This window comes from Roseiflexus castenholzii DSM 13941 (genome assembly GCF_000017805.1).
In the GTDB taxonomy this organism is placed as follows: domain Bacteria; phylum Chloroflexota; class Chloroflexia; order Chloroflexales; family Roseiflexaceae; genus Roseiflexus; species Roseiflexus castenholzii.
In genome coordinates this window covers 4224153-4241498 of the sequence record NC_009767.1, presented here as the reverse complement: position 1 = coordinate 4241498, position 17346 = coordinate 4224153, and the positions used below count along the sequence as shown (strand labels likewise).

18 protein-coding genes and 1 pseudogene are annotated in these 17346 nt (G+C 59.3%); 3 read left to right on the top strand and 16 right to left on the bottom strand.

Annotated features, from left to right (window positions below; all coding sequences use genetic code 11):
• Window positions 1–355 precede the first annotated feature (355 nt).
• A complete protein-coding gene (locus RCAS_RS16855; protein ID WP_041332105.1) occupies window positions 356–1474 on the bottom strand; it encodes a tRNA-ribosyltransferase family protein in 1119 nt (372 codons plus the stop codon).
• 278 nt (window positions 1475–1752) lie between these two features.
• Here RCAS_RS16855 and RCAS_RS16850 point away from each other — a divergent pair, with 278 nt between their 5' ends.
• On the top strand, window positions 1753–2010 hold the full coding sequence (locus RCAS_RS16850; protein ID WP_012121741.1) for a YkvA family protein: 258 nt from the start codon (window positions 1753–1755) through the stop codon (window positions 2008–2010).
• Window positions 2011–2219: 209 nt separating this feature from the next.
• On the opposite strand, the gene RCAS_RS16845 is transcribed toward RCAS_RS16850, so the two are convergent.
• The gene (locus tag RCAS_RS16845) at window positions 2220–2927 is read right to left on the bottom strand and encodes a class I SAM-dependent methyltransferase (RefSeq protein WP_232280046.1); all 708 of its coding nucleotides are present in this window, start codon (window positions 2925–2927) and stop codon (window positions 2220–2222) included.
• Between the two features lie 124 nt (window positions 2928–3051).
• Here RCAS_RS16845 and RCAS_RS16840 point away from each other — a divergent pair, with 124 nt between their 5' ends.
• Window positions 3052–4020 (top strand): sodium-dependent bicarbonate transport family permease, encoded by a 969-nt coding sequence (locus tag RCAS_RS16840; protein ID WP_012121739.1) that lies wholly within the window; start codon window positions 3052–3054, stop codon window positions 4018–4020.
• Window positions 4021–4040: 20 nt separating this feature from the next.
• Here the strand turns inward: RCAS_RS16840 and RCAS_RS16835 are convergent, their stop codons facing one another.
• The 13 genes from RCAS_RS16835 to nrdR form a co-directional block, all read right to left on the bottom strand.
• Complete coding sequence (locus tag RCAS_RS16835) at window positions 4041–4709, bottom strand: response regulator (RefSeq protein ID WP_012121738.1); 669 nt, start codon at window positions 4707–4709, stop codon at window positions 4041–4043.
• Window positions 4710–4815: 106 nt separating this feature from the next.
• The gene (locus RCAS_RS16830; RefSeq protein WP_012121737.1) at window positions 4816–6207 is read right to left on the bottom strand and encodes a sensor histidine kinase; all 1392 of its coding nucleotides are present in this window, start codon (window positions 6205–6207) and stop codon (window positions 4816–4818) included.
• Between the two features lie 90 nt (window positions 6208–6297).
• Window positions 6298–7182, bottom strand: coding sequence for a zinc metalloprotease HtpX (locus RCAS_RS16825; protein WP_012121736.1), 885 nt, complete (start codon window positions 7180–7182; stop codon window positions 6298–6300).
• A 240-nt stretch (window positions 7183–7422) separates the two neighbouring features.
• Window positions 7423–7608, bottom strand: coding sequence for a hypothetical protein (locus RCAS_RS16820; RefSeq protein WP_041330979.1), 186 nt, complete (start codon window positions 7606–7608; stop codon window positions 7423–7425).
• 292 nt (window positions 7609–7900) lie between these two features.
• On the bottom strand, window positions 7901–8794 hold the full coding sequence (locus tag RCAS_RS16815; RefSeq protein ID WP_012121735.1) for a 16S rRNA methyltransferase: 894 nt from the start codon (window positions 8792–8794) through the stop codon (window positions 7901–7903).
• 39 nt (window positions 8795–8833) lie between these two features.
• Window positions 8834–9769 (bottom strand): twin-arginine translocase subunit TatC, encoded by a 936-nt coding sequence (tatC, locus tag RCAS_RS16810; protein WP_012121734.1) that lies wholly within the window; start codon window positions 9767–9769, stop codon window positions 8834–8836.
• Between the two features lie 12 nt (window positions 9770–9781).
• The gene (locus RCAS_RS16805; protein WP_012121733.1) at window positions 9782–10780 is read right to left on the bottom strand and encodes a twin-arginine translocase TatA/TatE family subunit; all 999 of its coding nucleotides are present in this window, start codon (window positions 10778–10780) and stop codon (window positions 9782–9784) included.
• A 130-nt stretch (window positions 10781–10910) separates the two neighbouring features.
• The gene (gene acpP, locus RCAS_RS16800) at window positions 10911–11159 is read right to left on the bottom strand and encodes an acyl carrier protein (protein WP_012121732.1); all 249 of its coding nucleotides are present in this window, start codon (window positions 11157–11159) and stop codon (window positions 10911–10913) included.
• Window positions 11160–11210: 51 nt separating this feature from the next.
• Complete coding sequence (gene nusB / locus RCAS_RS16795; RefSeq protein ID WP_012121731.1) at window positions 11211–11639, bottom strand: transcription antitermination factor NusB; 429 nt, start codon at window positions 11637–11639, stop codon at window positions 11211–11213.
• Window positions 11632–11982, bottom strand: a complete 351-nt coding sequence (locus RCAS_RS16790; protein WP_012121730.1) for an Asp23/Gls24 family envelope stress response protein — start codon at window positions 11980–11982, stop codon at window positions 11632–11634. Before RCAS_RS16790 ends, nusB begins: the two co-directional genes overlap by 8 nt.
• Before the next feature lie 72 nt (window positions 11983–12054).
• Window positions 12055–12807 carry a 3-oxoacyl-[acyl-carrier-protein] reductase gene (gene fabG / locus RCAS_RS16785; RefSeq protein ID WP_012121729.1) on the bottom strand — a complete coding sequence of 251 codons (753 nt, stop codon included), beginning with the start codon at window positions 12805–12807 and terminating at the stop codon, window positions 12055–12057.
• A 19-nt stretch (window positions 12808–12826) separates the two neighbouring features.
• A complete protein-coding gene (locus RCAS_RS16780; RefSeq protein WP_012121728.1) occupies window positions 12827–13720 on the bottom strand; it encodes a restriction endonuclease in 894 nt (297 codons plus the stop codon).
• Window positions 13721–13735: 15 nt separating this feature from the next.
• Window positions 13736–14194: a transcriptional regulator NrdR gene (gene nrdR, locus RCAS_RS16775; RefSeq protein WP_012121727.1), complete on the bottom strand. Its 459-nt coding sequence runs from the start codon at window positions 14192–14194 to the stop codon at window positions 13736–13738.
• 1508 nt (window positions 14195–15702) lie between these two features.
• On the opposite strand from nrdR, the gene RCAS_RS16770 reads away from it, so the two are divergent.
• On the top strand, window positions 15703–15975 hold the full coding sequence (locus tag RCAS_RS16770) for a hypothetical protein (protein WP_157042682.1): 273 nt from the start codon (window positions 15703–15705) through the stop codon (window positions 15973–15975).
• A 30-nt stretch (window positions 15976–16005) separates the two neighbouring features.
• On the opposite strand, the pseudogene RCAS_RS16765 reads toward RCAS_RS16770, so the two are convergent.
• Window positions 16006–17290: pseudogene (locus RCAS_RS16765) on the bottom strand (IS701-like element ISSiac1 family transposase).
• Window positions 17291–17346 lie beyond the last annotated feature (56 nt).

The window sequence follows — 17346 nt, the reverse complement described above, 5'->3', positions numbered from 1 at the left end:
CGCGCAGGTGCGACCTCAGGGCTTCGTGCGCCGCGCGGGCATTCATGTCCGCGCTGAGCGCACAAAGTCCCGCGCTGGCGAGAACGGTTCGGAGTCCGCATGCGCCAGGACGAAGGCGCGGCAGCGCCCTGCACACACTCAGACCGACGATTCAGCGTTGGTCGACATAGCTGCCGCCGAACCATACACGCCCGGATCTCCGCCAGCGCCACTCGTGCCGGGGTCTATCGCGGCGTCTGTTGGCGCGGGTACGGTCACCTCACCAGCGGATCGGCGCAGCACCGATGATCGCCGTCCTGGCGGTCGGCGCCATGACCGATGAGCGCCAGCGCCACCGTTGGTCCACACCACGGCGTCAACTGGCAGAGGCGACAGTCGTCTCAGCCGCGATCAGCCCCATCAGCGTGCTCATGAACCGGAGATTGTGGATCGTTGCCAGGCGGTAGAAGAGGGTTTCGCCGATGGCTTGCAGATGGTGCAGATAGCCGAGGGAGTAGCGGGTGCAGGTGTAACAATCGCACCCCGGCGAGATTGGCGTGTCCGCTTTGATATACCGGTCGTCCTCCACGTAGACATAGTGGAACCATCGGTCTGCCAGGCGAAACCCCGGATCGCGCGGATCGGCGGTGAAGGCGTAGAGCCGCCCGTGGCGCGCATCGCGTGTCGGCAGAGCGCTGTCAAAGAGCCGGTACCCCATGCGCGCACACGTTGCCACATACTCTGGATGCCCAACGCCAAGCGCGTGAAGCGGCAGGTGCAGTGGGATCAGTTCGCGCGTCAGCGCCAGCATCTCGGTCAGCAGGGTTCCCTGCGTATCGAGGGGCCAACCGCCGTAGCCGTATCCGTCGAAACCAATCTCCAGCAGCGCCTCAGCACATTCGCGCCGTAATTCGGGAATACCACCCCCCTGCACCACGGCGAACAGGAGCGGTCGTTCATCATCGAGGCGGCGCATCGCCAGTTGGCGGGCGAACTCCTGTTTGCACCGCAACGCCCAGCGAATAGTGCGCCGCACCGAAGCGTGTTGCTCGGCGAGCGAATCGTCCACGTGAGTGCAATCGTCGAGACAGACAACAATATCGGCGCCGTATGCCAGTTGGAGTTGAATACACTTCTCCGGCGTCAGTTGAAACTTGCGCCCGGCGCCTTCCGGCTGAAACACGATTCCCTGGTCGGTGATTCGCCCTTGCTTCGCGTTCCGGCGGATCAGCGAATATGCCTGAAAACCGCCTGAATCGGTCATGATCGGACCATTCCAGCCAGTCATGGCATGCAATCCGCCAAGCGCCTGAACCGTCGATGACCCTGGCTTTTGCATGAGGTGGAACGTATTCATCACCAGCGCACGCACTCCGGCAGTGCGCACATCGTCAGCATCGGCAGCGCGCACCGTACCGAAGGTGGCATCCGGCAGAAAGGCGGGTAATGGCAACACCCCGTGACGGGTAGCTAAAGCGTTGAGATGCGCAGGCATAGATGGCAGTATACCACGCGCCGGTGAAACGATGCGCATAACTGGCGCAACAGGCGCCGTCGTAGCGCGGCAAGAGGTGGACGCGCTGGTTGGCGTGGCGCCTGAGGGTGCACGGATATGTGCGGATCGAAAGGGATTGCACGAATGGAGCGCCTCCTGCCAGATCGGCGCAAATCCGTCGCATCCGTGCGAATCCGTGTTCCATTCATGCAACTTTTCAAGATTTTTTAACGTCTGTTCGGCAGTAGAAACGCAGTTTCGTTCAAGGAGCGCTCTCCATGAACCGACCCTGGCAGCGTCGTCTGATTGCATTTGGCGCACTGGCGCTTGGCGTCGTCTATCTGATCAACCCGACTGCTGGCGTTCTCGAATTGATTCCCGATGCTTTGCCGGTTGTCGGCAACCTTGATGAAGCAGCAGCGACCACCCTGATCATTTGGGGTATCCAGGCGTGGCGCCAGGCTGCCGCGACGTTGCCGCCCCTGCCGTATCGTGGCAATGGCAAGGCAGAGCAGACGGCAGAACGGAACCGATAGCTGTCTGGACGGTCATCACACGCAAAGGCAAACCCTGCTCTCCGTATGGTTCGTCATAGGATGCGAACCCACACAGACGGAAGACGCATACAGATGGATGGGATGATGCGTGCGTCTGCGTCCTGACAGGTTTGTTGCTCTCCTCCTTCTCCACCGGATGATGCCAGCCGCGGGCTTGCTGCGAAAATCTCCACCGGTGAGGCGTCCGTTCATGTCCCTGTCGCCGCCAGGATCAACGGGAGCAGTTCAATCCCGGCGTCTGCAACAACCGTGTCGTACTCCTGCACTTCTACAGGCGTCAAATGGCGCTCCACCACCTCTCGCGTCAGCAACGGCAGCACTGGCGGAGCATCGCTACCTGCTTCTATCGCAAATGCACCGGTGCGCACCTCGCTCCAACCGCTTTCTCGCAGCAACGCAGCAAGATCAGCGGCCGGTTCAGGCGTCGCAAACAACAGCGATCCAGGCATCTCAACCCGCTCACAGAGCCTCGTAACCCAACTGCGCATCTGAGCGGACCAGGGAGTCCATGCCGTCGTTGCGGTCACTATCAGAATCCATCCCCCTGGACGCACTACGCGCCGTAGTTCGCGCAGTGCTGTGCGTTGATCGCGCAGCAATCCCAGCACAGCACTGCACACTGCCGCGCCACAGGATGCGGTGCGCAGCGGCAGCGCATGCGCATCTCCGGCAACCGCCAGCAATCTGTCGGCCATTACGGCTTCCTGCAACGCCGGCAGGTCGCAATCCAGACCGATGAGCGGTGCTGTGTGATTCATCTTCGCACGGAGCAATGGGATTTTGGCGCCTGCGCCGCAGCCGACATCGAGCAACGGACCTGCAAGGGGCGGAAGGGTTGCAAGGATGGCAGTGAGCACTGGTGTGAGCGGTTCGTGTAATGCATCAATCCTATGCATTGGCATTGATGAACTGATCGCGTATCCTTTGTCGCTATAATGGGTGGTGACGCCCAAACCTGTGCACTGTCGCTGTGGATGCCGGAACGCGCAGCGATTCAGGTTACTGACAGGAAACGCTACGATGAACTTCCTGGAACTGATACGTCTCAACCTGCTCTCACCGATGGCACTGGCATTCCTGCTCGGAATTGTTGCGACTCTTGTGCGAAGCGATCTCCATTTTCCCGATGCATTGTACACCGCTCTTTCGATCTACCTGCTGCTGGCGATCGGGTTGAAAGGCGGGGCAGAACTATCGGCAACACCCATTGCTCAACTATGGGCGCCGATACTCGTCGCCCTCCTCTTTGGCGCTGCTATTCCCGTCTGGTGCTATGCCATCCTGCACAAATTGGGAAAATTCAGCGTCGCCGACTCAGCCGCCATTGCTGCGCACTACGGCTCGGTCTCGGCGGTGACGTTCAGCGCCAGCCTGACCTTCCTGGAAAGTATTCCGATGCCATATGAAGGGTTCGTGCCGGCGCTGGTCGCCGTGATGGAAATTCCTGGCATCATTGTTGCGCTGGTGATCGCCCGTATGCGTCTGGGGCAGGTAGGATCGTGGCGCAGCGTGCTGCACGAAGTGCTGACCGGTAAGAGCATCCTGTTACTGTTTGGCGGTCTGGTGATCGGCGCGGCGGCCGGCAAAGAAGGGTTTGCCCAAGTAGCGCCGCTGTTCGTCGATCCATTCAAAGGCGCACTGACGTTCTTTCTGCTCGAAATGGGCATGGTCGCTGCGCGCCAGTTCCGCGACGTTGCAAAAGCCGGACGATTCCTGATCGGGTTTGGGATTGTCATTCCCATCCTGCACGGCATCATCGGCATCGTACTTGGCAACCTCGCAGGATTGTCGCCGGGCGGCGGCATGATCCTGGGCGTGCTGGCAGCCAGTGCGTCGTATATTGCGGCGCCTGCTGCCGTGCGTATCGCGTTGCCGCAAGCCAATCCCGGCTACTATTTGACCGCTGCGCTGGTTATCACCTTCCCATTCAACCTGACGCTGGGATTGCCGCTCTACTTTGCGATAACCCGTGCTGTCTACGGTATCTAGCGCTTTGTGGCAGGCTGCGCCTATTCGGTCGAGTCCGGTTTGGGTGGTGCAATCAATCCACGCTGTACCGCCACCAGCGCAGCCTGGGTACGGTTGCTGACGCCGAGTTTCTGGAAAATCTCGCTCAGGCGGTTGCCAACGGTCTTCTCCGACAGAAACAGGCGTTGCGCAATCGTGCGATTGTCATGCCCTTCAGCCAGGAGTGTGAGAATATCGCGCTCACGCTCTGTCAGTTGTTCGGCGTCCTGATCGATGCTCAACCGGCGAAACTCATCGAATACCCGCAGCGTGACGGTCGGATCAAGCGCCGCTTCGCCGCGATGCACCCGTTCGATCACATCAATCAATTCGTCGGCGTCGGCGTCCTTCAGCAGATAGGCGCGCGCCCCGGCTTTGATCGCCTCGAACAGATGCTGATCCTGGCGATACATTGTCAGCATAATGACCTTGACATCCGGGTGCGTCTGCGCCAGTTGCCGCGCGACAGCGACGCCATCGATCTCCGGCATCTGAATATCGAGCAGCACGATGTCCGGGCGCAGCGCTGCCGCCTGCGCCAGCACCTCGCGCCCGGTTGACGCCTCGCCAACGATGATGAACCCGCCTTTGCGCTCAAGCAGTTCGCGCAGTCCCTGGCGGAACATGCGATGATCATCGGCCAGCAGAATACGGATAGGCATGGTACTCATAGGTGTCCTCGGTATGCGGGTCCAGGGGTGCACCCCTTCAATCTTCCACTTTTGCGTCCTCTGCGTCTCGGTAGCGGTATCGTCGGACAAACCCGGCGTCCAATGTTCAACGTTCAACCGACAGCAGCGGAATCCAGGCGCGCACCTCCGTCCCTGCGCCCGGACGCGACAGGATTGTCAACTGTCCACGCAACGCCGCCAGGCGCTCGCGCATCTGACGCAGACCAACATGCCCTGGCGCTTCGGGGAGCGTCCCCGGATCGAATCCTTGCCCATTGTCGCGGACGACGAGTTGCAACCCCTCGTCCACCTGATCGAGCACGACCTCGACCCGCGTCGCCGCCGCGTGTTTGGCGACATTGGTCAGCGCCTCTTGCACAACACGGAACGCAACCGCTTCGACCTCCGGTGAGATGGTGGATGGCGTTCCTGACAGATCGACGTGAATATCCCAGCTATGCTGACCGGCGAACTCAACGATATAGCGCCGCAATCCGCCGACGAAGCCGAGTTCGTCGAACTGCACCGGGCGCAACGCAAAAATCGCCCGCCGCAGTTCACGAATCTGCTCACGCAACGTGGTTTTCAGCGCCATCAACTCAGAGCGCAGGCGCTGTGGATCGCTTTCGATCCATTCATTCCAGAGATCGATGCGCATACGAATAAACGCCAGGCTCTGAGCGATTCCGTCGTGAATATCACGCGCAATGCGGGCGCGCTCTTCGGCAATGGCGCGCTCCAGTTGATAAATCGCCCGCTCTTCGCGCGACCGGCGCCGCGCACTTGCAATCGCCTCGGCGATCTCATTGGCAATCGTCTCCAGCAACGCCAGTTCGTCTTGCGCAATCGGCGCCGGTCGCTCCAGGTACAATTCGATCCATCCCAGCAACGCCATCCCGTCATGGAGCGGCAGCGCCAGGCAAACGCTGGCGCCATCGGCGCGTTCGATCATCTGCGGATGGCGCGCCATCTCCATCCGATGAGCGATGCCGAATGTCTCGCGCAGACGGGCAATCTCATCGGCAGGCGCTCCATGCGCCCGCGTCTCGACTATTCCCGTCGCGTCGAGCAGCATGACGGCGGTGGCGCGCGCCGGAACCAGTCGCTGCGGAAAGGTAAGCGCTGCATCAAGAATGTCGTCAAGCGTCGCCGAGTCGACAATTCGCCGGTTGACCTCGCTAAGCAGCGCCAGTTGACTGTAAGCGCGCTGCTGATCGCGCAGCGCCTGCTCCAACCCTGCCTGGTACCGTTGCTCCTGGCGGCTCACCCATGTCAGCGTCAACCAGACTGCGAGACCGCCGAGCACTCCCCAGGCAGCCACATCGCCGATGACGCGCATGATCGGAACAGCGGGATCGAACCACAACGATTCGATCACGCGCCCGACGGCGAACGCCAGACCAATAGCGCCGCCGAGCAACCAGCGCAGGCGCAACAACACCTGCCAGTACATCGTCGGCGACTCGACAGCCCGATGTTCCAACTCGGTATCAACCATGACCGTGCAACCCCTGACCCTTATTCTAGCGCAAAAAAGACAGGCGACCGACGGGCCGCCTGCGCTGCTCGAAGAGGTTTCTCGATACGTCTATGCCGCCAGTGCGCCGCGCCCACTGCCCTGACGCGCCATTGCCCGCAGGCGCGCGATGCGTTCCTCAGTCGGCGGGTGGGTGCTGAACCAGCGCATCATCCCGCCTGCGCCGCTCAGCGGATTCACAATGTAGAGCGAAGCCGTCGCCGGGTTCATCTGCATAAAACCGCGCTGCGCCGCCCATTCGATCTTCTCCAGTGCGCTTGCCAGCGGCAATGGATCGCCCAGGATTCGTGCGCCAAGTTCGTCCGCCTGAAACTCCCGCGCCCGTGAGATGCCAAGCTGAATCAGGGTTGCGGCAATCGGTGCGACGATTACCAGCAGCAACTCGCCGATCGGGTTGCCTCCTTCCTCATCGTCGCTGCCGCCAAACATACTGAAAATCTGGCTCCACATCCACATATCGGCAATGCCTGCGATAGCGCCGGCAATGGTTGCTGTGACCGCCGAGATGAGTGTATCGCGGTTTTTGATGTGTGCCAGCTCGTGGGCAATCACCCCTGCCAGTTCGTCTTTGGTCAGCAGGCGGCTGATGCCGGTGGTCACCGCCACAACCCCTTTGCTTGGGCTGCGACCGGTAGCGAAGGCGTTCGGAATATCTTCGTCGATGATGTACAGTTTCGGCATCGGCAGCCCGGCGCGAACAATCTGCTGCTCGACGATCTGATAGAACCACGGCGCTTCCTCACGGCTCACTTCACGCGCGCCGGCCATCCGCAACACGATGCTGTCGGAGAACCAGTATGCGCCCAGATTCATCACTGCCGCAAGCACGACCGCGATGATCAGTCCGAATGTTCCGCCCAGCGCATTGCCGATCACCAGAAACAGAGCGGTCAACGCCGCCATTAACGCAAACAGTTTTATGACATTCTTGCCCATATGCAGGATCCCCCCGTTGCTGATCGGATTGCGTTATTCTTCACGCATTCGTATGGTACCGCAGTCCACGATCAGGCGACAGGGTAGGAATACCCCTTCTTCAGCGGGAACCTTCCCGGCTGCGGGGGAGAACTGAGCACCGGGCATCGAGCGCCGGGAACCAGGAACTCAGAGCCGAAAACTCCTGCGAATCCTGGCCGTACAAGTTCGTTGCGATCCGTGTCAATCGGCGTCCCCCGCTCACCATGCTCCTGAGCGGCACTGAGCGCCAGGAACTGCCGTTGCCACTCGCCGGTAGATGTCTTCCAGCAGTGCGGTGCTGTACGTCTCGGTCGATTCAATGGTTGTCAGCACTGCCTGTCGCCGGCGCCAGACCCACAGGCAGATGCCCGCAACAATCAGTAGAATGACGCCGATGAGTTCCATGATTGAGTCCACTGCAAGAAGGCTTAACCACAAAGGACACGAAGCGCACGAAGGGAATAAAAATGAAAAGCATTTCCTTTGTGACCTTCGTGGTTGCTTTTTGCAGTGACGTCATGATTGCCTGCTTCCTTTCCTGATCAAGAAGGCAAGTTCACCGGGAAAGACGAATTGAGTCCACTATGATTGAGTCCACTGCAAGAAGGCTTAACCACAAAGGACACGAAGCGCACGAAGGGAATAAAAATGAAGAGCATTTCCTTTGTAACCTTCGTGGTTGCTTTTTGCAGTGACGTCATGATTGCCTGCTTCCTTTCCTGATCAAGAAGGCAAGTTCACCGGGAAAGACGAATCGTTGCACCTCCCATTCCCGCTCGGTGACGAGCGCTTCCATCTGTCGCTCATAGGTTGCCCCCATACCTTTCCGACGACCGCCAAGCGTCTGAACGGGATACGACACCAGCACGAATGGCGCATCGAGCGCATCGAGCACGCGCGCCGCAACGCCGCGCTCGATCTGTTCCAACACCGGCAATAGTTTCAGCGCCAGCGCCAGATCGACCGGCGGACCACCGGGATGAGCCGCCTGATCGCGCACCTCGACGCTGCCGGCAATGCCGGCGAGCGCCAGGTACTGCGCGATGAACGCGACAATGGTACGATCAATGTCGCTGGCGTGGTAGACGACATCAGGCGCAAGCGGCATCCAGGGGATGGCGAGCGGGTTCAGCCCGCACCCGACGTCGAGGACAGACCGGATAGGGGGGAGATCGGCGAGGATTTCGGCATAAAAACGATGCACAATCGGCAGACGTTCACGAGTTGATGCATGGCGCGCCATCAGATCGAGCGAGGCGCGGATGAACGACGCCCCAAGATGAGCGCCATGCGAGTTTGCCAGCGCCGCCTGAATGAGCGCGTCTTCCGAGACGGTTGTAGGGGAGGGAACCTCGTGCGCCTGCAATTGCCGCACCCAGTCGGCGACGTCGATCCGCTGCTCGACATACGCGCCAACAATCTGATGCAGTTTGTTCTTTGTCGCCTTAATCGCCGCCTTAACGTTTCTGCGCGCGGCGAGTTCGCGCATGGCGAGTGTGCGCACCAGCGACGGAGCGATCATACGATACTTCGGCGCCGCCAGCACCGCAGCGACCACCTCATCGATCTGCGGAGATTCGGCGGATGCCATGCGCTCTCCTCTGGCGACTGTCACCTGCAAAGGGGAACCTTACCCCGTCGACGCCGCCGTCGCCTGTCCCTCGTCGGTATGGCGTTTGGGAACGAAACGCGCCAGAATGATGCCCAGTTCGTACAACAGATACATGGGGATTGCAAGCAACAACAGATTGTAGGGGTCGCCGGTAGGGGTAATGAAGGCAGCGATAATGAAGATAATCACAATCGCATACCGACGTGTCGCTGCCAGGCGCGCCGCAGTCACAACGCCAAGCCGCGCCAGGACGTACACAATCGCAGGCAATTGAAAGATCAGCCCGTTCCAGAGGAGCAGTGTCGCAACCGTCCCGATAAAACTATCGACGCGCGGTTGGGTGATAATCGTCGTTCCATCGACGCCGAACCCCAGCAGGAAGCCGAGCGCAGCCGGAACAGTAAAGAACCAGCCGAATGCCACGCCGGCGATGAACAATTCGGTGACGAACGGCAGCGCAATAAACAAGATACGCTTTTCGTTCGGCAGCAACCCTGGCAGAAAAAATGCCACAATCTGATACAACACGAACGGCATCGCCAGTGTGATGCCGACCACCAGCGCCATGCGCATATAGGCGAAGAACACCTCGCCGGTATCGATACCCTGCAACTGCGTTCCGGGAGGCGCGAGATGGCGCACCAGAAAAACGGGCAAGGGATCGCCGAGCAGGATCGGACTATTAACAATCCAGAACCCAATCATCGTACCGATGGCGACGGCGATCAGCGCCTTGACCATTCGATCACGCAGTTCGACCAGGTGAGGCACGAATGCGCGCCAGACATCGCCAATGCTGTTGAACTCGGTCAGATTCGACACAACCTCTTCACCGTCGGTGGGGGCTTCGTCTTTGATGAAGAGGCGCACCAACAGAATCACGACCAGCGGCAGCAAGATGAGGGCGGTGAGAACGCTGACGACAACGATCAGTTGTGTCGATGTAAATTCCATCGGTTGCCACTCTCAGGATGACGACTCGACACGGCGCAAGTCTGCCTGCGCATCGTCGGCGGGCGCAAGGTCGCTATCCGATGCCGCACCATTGGACAGCGATGCGGCGCTATCAGTCCCATTGAGGGGCGCCAGCGTTTCATTGGCTATGGCATCGACGTGATCCCGGCGTCGTTTTTCTTCCGCCATGCGTTGCAACAGGGTTACGCGCAGGCGGGCAAGTTCTTCGGCAATCATCGAGACCTGGCGGCTCAGATCATCAATGCGCGCCATATCAGCCGCAAACGGCGAGTCCTCAGCAACGACGCGAGTTCGTGATGGGACCGGCTCACTGCGCGCGCCGCGCGCGACCGTTTCGCCGCCGGCAATGACTGGTGTGCGGGAAGGTTCAGCAGGCGTCTGTGCTGCTGAGACCTCAGCAATCCGCGCGCGGCGCGCGCCGATTGGACCCGGATCGACCTCAAACTCTGGCATCGCGGCGCCATCTCCTGCCGGAACAACCGGTGTCGCCATGCCATCCGCATGCTGAACCACCGGGGCGGCCATACTGTCTGCATGCGGAACCACAGGCACGGCGGCATTGTCGGCGCCCGGCGACACTGTTGCGGGCGATTGACCGGGCGTTGCAGGTGTTGGCGGATTCAGCGACGGTATTTCTTTGCCCGTCCCATCAGGCAGATCAATCGTCGAGGCGCTGGCAGCCTCCTGCGCCGACTGCTCGATCAACTTCCCGGCGTCCGCCAGGTCGGATCGCACACTTTGCAAGTCCTGGCGGACACTCTCGACCTCGCGCGTCAGTTCGGCGCGAATCGCCTGAAGTTCGCTTTCGAGTTCCGCACGCGCGCGCAACACCATCGCAGCATCGGGCGAACGCTGAATCCAGTCGCGCACCCGCACAACGAAGCGCCCCGCCTGGCGTGCAAATTCGGGCAGACGCTCAGGACCGAAGACCAGCAGCATAATCACCAGGATCAGCAGGATTTCGCCTGGACCGACTCCTAACAGTTCCATTGCCTGATTTCCCGCCTCTAGCGCCGTCTCAAACACACAAGCGCGCCACAGCAGACCCCCAACTGCCAGACCAGACCTCAGGACTGGACGAAGGGCGGCCCGCTGTGGCGCGACGCACAACCATCATGTTTCAGGCCGCCTGTAACTTTTGTTCGATATAGTTCAGCGCGTCCTGCACCGTAATGATTTTCTCGGCATCCTCATCGGGAATCTCGACGCCAAACGCCTCCTCGAGTTCCATGATCATCTCGACCAGATCGAGCGAGTCGGCATTGAGATCTTCGGTGAACCGTGCAGTTGGCACGATTTTACTTTCGTCGACTCCGAGTTGCTCTGCAACAATCTGTTTGAGCCGAGCCTCCATTTCGGGCGAGGGCATGCACATACTCCTTTCAACAGCCTTGATGAACGAACGCTTGATGAACGCACGCTACCCTTTGCTCCGCTCGCGGTAGCGACTGACGACTGTGCCGAGAACGCCGTTGACAAAGCGGCTCGAATTATCGCTGCCATACTGCTTGGCAAGTTCGACCGCCTCGTTGATGATCGCCTTCAGCGGTGTCTTTTCCTCTTTGTCGATCAGAGCCTCGAAGAGGGCGATCCGCAGAATAGCCTTATCCACTCCCGGCATCTGGCTGACGGGCCAGTTCGGCGCAGCCTCCTCGATAATCCGGTCGAGGTGCGCCGCATGTTCCCATGCACCGAACACCAATCGTCGCAAAAAACGCTCACCTTCTGGCGGCAGCTGCTCTTCCTCGAGGCGCCGCCCCACTACCTGATCCGGCGGATGGTCGGTTGCATCGAGTTCAAACAGAATTTGGAGCGCAATTGCGCGCACTCGGTGCCGCAGACTAGCCATGGTCGCGCGTCTTTTCTATCGCAGCCACATCTGCAATCGAGACATCGACGGCGGCAACGTCCACACCGGCAAGTTCACGCAATGCTGTTGCGACCGCTGCCTGCGCCGTTGCCGCAACCTGTGCCAGGCGCGCCCCCCGTGCTACAACGATAGCGCAGGTGACATGCACGCCGGTTGCGCCGATTGCAATTGCTGCCCCAGGACCGGCGAATACCGGCGTTTCGCCCTGAACAGATGGAGCATGAGCCAGGCGAACAACGCCAGGCGTTTCGCGGAGAGCAGCGCGCACCAGTGCCAGCAGGACGGGTGCAGCGACCGTTACATGCCCCAACGATTGCGACACAATGTGTGACCCCTCCAGACGCTCGCGCTTCGACGCGGTATTCTACTGTTTTTCACGTTCAGCGTCAAGGTGCTAACTCATGACCATGCCGCCATCGACGGTCAGAGTTTGCCCTGTGATATACGCGGCTGCATCGGATGCCAGGAAACAGACCAGGTTGGCGACATCTTGAGGCGTGCCGAGGCGTCCGAGCGGGATCGCTTCCAGAATAGCAGTACGCACCTGATCGCCAAGCCCGGCGGTCAACTCGGTTTCGATATACCCCGGCGCCACGGCGTTGACCGTAATGTTGCGCGACGCCATTTCGCGCGCAACGGCGCGGGTGAACCCAATGATTCCGGCTTTTGCAGCCGCGTAGTTGCTCTGCCCCGCATTGCCGATCAGCCCAACCACCGACGTAATGTTAATGATTCGCCCACTGCGTGCCTTTGTCATCGGGCGCAACGCCGCTTTTGTACACAGATACACCCCGCGCAGATTGGTGTCGATCACGGCATCGAAGTCGTCTTCTTTCATGCGCAGCAGCAGGGTATCACGGGTTATGCCGGCATTGTTGACCAGAATATCGACCGTGCCATACCGTTCGATCACAGTTTTGAACAGGCGCTCGACCTCCTCTGCCGCGCTCACATCCGCCTGCATGCTGATTGCAGCGCCATCGGCGGCGGTGATCGCAGCGACGGTCTCTTCTGCTGCGGCGGCATTCCGTTGATAGTTGACGACAACCGTCGCACCGGCAGCCGCCAGGGTCGTCGCAATTGCCCGTCCAATCCCACGTGATCCGCCGGTGACGACGGCAATTTTGCCTTTGAGCGAGATCTGCATCGCCATCTCCGTCAGCCCGTCACTTCTCGGCTATCTGATACAACGTTGCACCATCGATCAGCGCCACGGGTCGGTCTTTCGCCGCCTTAATCGCGGCTGGGGTAAACTCGGTCGAAGTGATGACCACACCTTTGGTGCATCCCTCGCGTTTCATCTCCTGGAGCAGGCTCTCGATTGCTCCAGGAGCGACTTTGTCGGCGACCGACAGGCGCAAGTGCCACGGTTCGTCCTTGTATTCGAGCCAGATGTCGAGGTATTTGTCCTTGTGCAGAAAACGATAATCTTTGAAGGTAAACCCCTGTTTTTTGAACAGGTTGTTGACATAGTAGCCAAGTTGTGGCAACGATAGCCCACGAATGTCATCCGGCTCGCGGATAGCGCTGGGGCGCTCGAGAGCGCCGCCGCGCTGCTTGATCTCGTCGCGTAATGCGCGATTGCGCTCTTCTATGCGCCCGGCGGTACTGGCGCCAAAGGTGCAGAAGACAATCAAGGAAAACCCGAAGAAGCCGCTGAGCACCAGCCATGCATCCCATGGCGGCGTGCCCGGTTCGACCATGCCCGCGCCGCTTACGCCGAACTGCGTTTGAAAAATAAAGTACCACAGCATACCGGCAGCCACGACCGAGGCGAGCGCGCCGGTCAGAAATCCGTGCAAGGCATAATGACCGGGAACATTGCGCGCCAGCAGCAACCCCACGCCGACCGGTACAATGCCTGCCAGAAATCCCGCAATGCCTCCTGCTGTCAGCGAGAGCGGCATCAACAGACCGCCGGCAATGGCGTAAAGCAGGACGATAATCCAGCGAATCTCACGCAACCCTGCGCGTATCTCGCCAAAAAAGCGCGCCACCGGATTGGCTCGGCGCTCTTCCTGGGGTGTCGTCTGTGGTTGATCAGACACGTCGATGCTCATCTATCGTTGTCTCTTTCAGCGCCCCTGCTCCAGCAGTTCGTCAACCGCCTCGCGTAGTTTGCCAATGTCGGCAAATGACCGATACACCGAGGCGAAGCGAATGTAGGCGACATCATCGATGGTGCGGAGGCGTCGCATGACCATATCGCCGATGAGCGACGATGGAACTTCCGGCTCGTCGAGCGCCATCAATTCTGCTTCGATATCATTCGCCAGGGACTCAAGCGCCTGCGCCGGAACAGGACGGCGATAGCATGCGGTGCGAACGCCACGCATCAGTTTCTCTCGTTCATAAGGCTCCCGTTCGCCATTTTTCTTAACGACGGTGATGCTGACGGTCTCGACGCGCTCGTAGGTGGTGAAACGCCGTCCGCACGCTTCACACTTGCGTCGCCGGCGGATTGTTTCGCCGTTGTGGAGTTTGCGCGTATCGATAACGTCGCTGTCGGGATGCTGGCAGTAGGGACACCGCATCGATCTCGTCCCTTGTGTTGCGCTCGTTTCCTTCGACGAGGCATTATAGCATAGAAAAGGCGAGAGGCGCGCGAGGCCCGACAAGAGCGTAGCGCGAGATTTATCTCGCATTTGTGGAGAGGGCCGAGGCAAGGGGCGAGAGGCGCCCGACAAGAGCGTAGCGCGAGATTTATCTCGCATTTGTGGAGAGGGGCGAGGGGCGAGAGGTTCGGGGCGCGAGGCACGAGGCGCCCGACAAGGGCGTAGCGCGAGATTTATCTCGCATTTGTGGAGAGGGGCGAGAGGCGAGGGGCGCGAGGGGAGAGGCGCGAGGCGAGGGGCACGAGGGGAGAGGCGAGGGGCGGGAGGGGAGAGGCGAGGGGCACGAGGCGAGAGGCGGGAAGTATGGGACGCATTCCAGAGAGAGTCTCTCTAATCTTTGCATACCGACTTGGCGGATGCACTGCTAAGCAGCCACGCTTTAGCGGTAGGCAAGTTTCTTGCTGGTTTAGCAAGACATCATGCTTGACATACGTTGTAATTTTGTTTATACTATCAACATAGTAGGAAAAGCAAACGCAAATTAACCTAATACAGCACTAGCACTGCGGATGCCAAGCCTACTATCTGTAACGAAGACAACGATTTAGAAAGGAGCAGTTGTGAGCAACGGCCCCGATCTTCAGGCTACCGCCCAAATCGCTATTCGTCTCTGCATGATGTCAAATGCTAATACGTCGTCGTATGAGGATCGTGAGCGTATAGTGCTTGAAGCAGTGCAATCCATGCTTACATCAACGCAATGGCCGGCTGCATCGGTTATCTGTCTTGCACCTGACTACACATGGCAGCGATTGGGAGCCGCTGAGCAGCAGAATTTGATTGACGCTGCTGCACGGGACCCTCTAGCGGCGGCTATGGTTATATGCTGTACATTCCCCGACCGTTGGGCATCACTTAGCAACTCCGACCGTGGGAAGTTGATAGATGCTGCCAAGAAAGATCCCCGAGCAGCGTCGATCGTCCTTGTACACTTGCCTGAAGACCGTTAGCCAGATAATGGCGATGGCGACAATGGGAATGAGAGAGAGTGATGCGCTGCCAGACACCACTCTGGTGCAATAGTAGTGTTATGATGTCCACTTAAGCAAATTGACGTAGTGCCTCTTGGTGTGTTACAGCAGAAGTCAAGAACTGTCTAAACGCACTGAGAGGCACCTAATGAAATGATATGGTAGCCGACTTCGAGGATTTCGCTACCTAGAAGTTTGTCATTGTTCGGTAATCTCTGACAGCAAATTGCCCCCCTCTGCCAAGACTCGGAACCCAAACCCACATCTTGTAGATGAAGGTGGCCATTGTGAGTAAATGTCGCGTTTGGGACTGAGAAACACATCTTTTGTTCGAATTGAAACTCTTTTTCCTTCTTATTTCCGAGCGATCGCATTTGGATTTGGCGGATTATGCTTGCTGTACTGGGTGGAGTCCAGGATGCATATGGGGTGTCACGATGACTTGCACTTCTCGTGATGAAGTTCCATCTCGTGCCGCAGCACATCCGTGATCAGGATGCCCACAGGGACATGTTTGGCTCCTCTGCCTCCAGGGATGAGACCCGTTTGGGTTATCGCTTGAGCTCAGTCGTCACCTTGGGTGGGGTCATCCTCGAACTGACGTCCGCCAACGTGGATGAGCGCGAGTCCGCTCTTGGTAATAAAGGTAATGTCAGTGCGTCACTTGCGGCGCAATTGCGTTATGAGGGCGTGAAATTAATTATGCTGCCGCGAGACAACCGGTGTTAGCACTGGACTTTTGCAGAAAGGGACGAGAAGTCAGGGCAAGGCGAACTGACGCTTGATGTCGGACCGACTCATGCCGTGCTGAGCCTGTTCAATCGCCCAGACAAGCGTCTTGCCCAAGGTTTCGCGCGCGATGGTGCAACAGGACTCGCCGATGGTCATCAGGCGTGTGTGCGCCCAATCGAGGGCGCGGTCGTGCTTCATTTGGCGCATCAGAGCGGTGGACGCCAGGGTGACAAGATCCATGTGCCGGGTCTGGCCCATCCCATCCCTGAGCTGACAGTCGCCCATACCCAAATGCTGCTTCCCGTCCCGGTGAAAGGTCTCCGTCCCGCTCCAGCGCCGCTTGGAGACCTTCAGGATGCGATGCGCTTCCCAGTGCGTGCGATTGGTGACAAGGATCGTGCGCGGCTCGTCGGCCTTCTCGCTTGACCACAGCACAAGCACCCGCACAGGATGGTTGACCCGTGGCAAGCGAACTGATGTGGTGAAATACCATTGGGTGTGGCCGGCCGCCGGAAACGTCGTGCGGACAAGCGGCGTGAGCGTCTTGACCCACGCGCTGACCTTCGTTTCCACGCCGTTGACCACCATGACCCGGTTGGCGTTCACATCACCGATGGAACGACGCTGCTTAGCGTGGATGGGGTTCATCATCGGAGCATTGGTGACGGATCTGTCGAACGTGAAGTCACCGGGGATGTCCTCCGCCGCCACCCAGTCAATCAGCTCTTTGGTGCGTTCGGTCTGGTCCTTGAAGGGTCGGTCGGCATCACACTGCTCGTTCTTGCGGAAGCGCCGGAAGTCGAGCGGATAGTGCTTGCCGGAGGGATTGACGTCGTTGGCGAACCGATAATCGTGCGCAATGAGGTGACGCTTGTCGGCGTGGTCCCAGAACCAGCTGGCGTCCTCGATCAGTGTGCCATCGTGGTCGATGAGCGGGTTGTCAATGGCAATCACGCCGTCCTGGCGATAGCGAGTTTGGGGGTCCTGCTGCAACCACTCGAGCCGATGGGCATTGATACCGCACCAGACACCCAGGGGCGAAGCGCGAGCAATCCTGCTGCAACCACTCGAGCCGATGGGCATTGATACGGTCCGGCTCTCACGGCGCTTCCGTCAACCAGCGATTGAGGCACGACTGGTCCGGTCCATCAGCGAACTCACGGGCGATCCCGCTGACGGTCTTGTGCTCGGCAGCCAGGAGACCAGTCAGGTCCTCGGCGAAGTGCTGTCGTGAAGGCGCGTTGGGGAACAGGTCACCGAACTGCACCACGAGTTCTTCACCCACTTGCGGAATGGCGACGATTGCTGGCATCGCTCCCTCCCAGTGTCCTGTTCTTGCCGAGTTCATCTTACGCCTTACCGACCCTC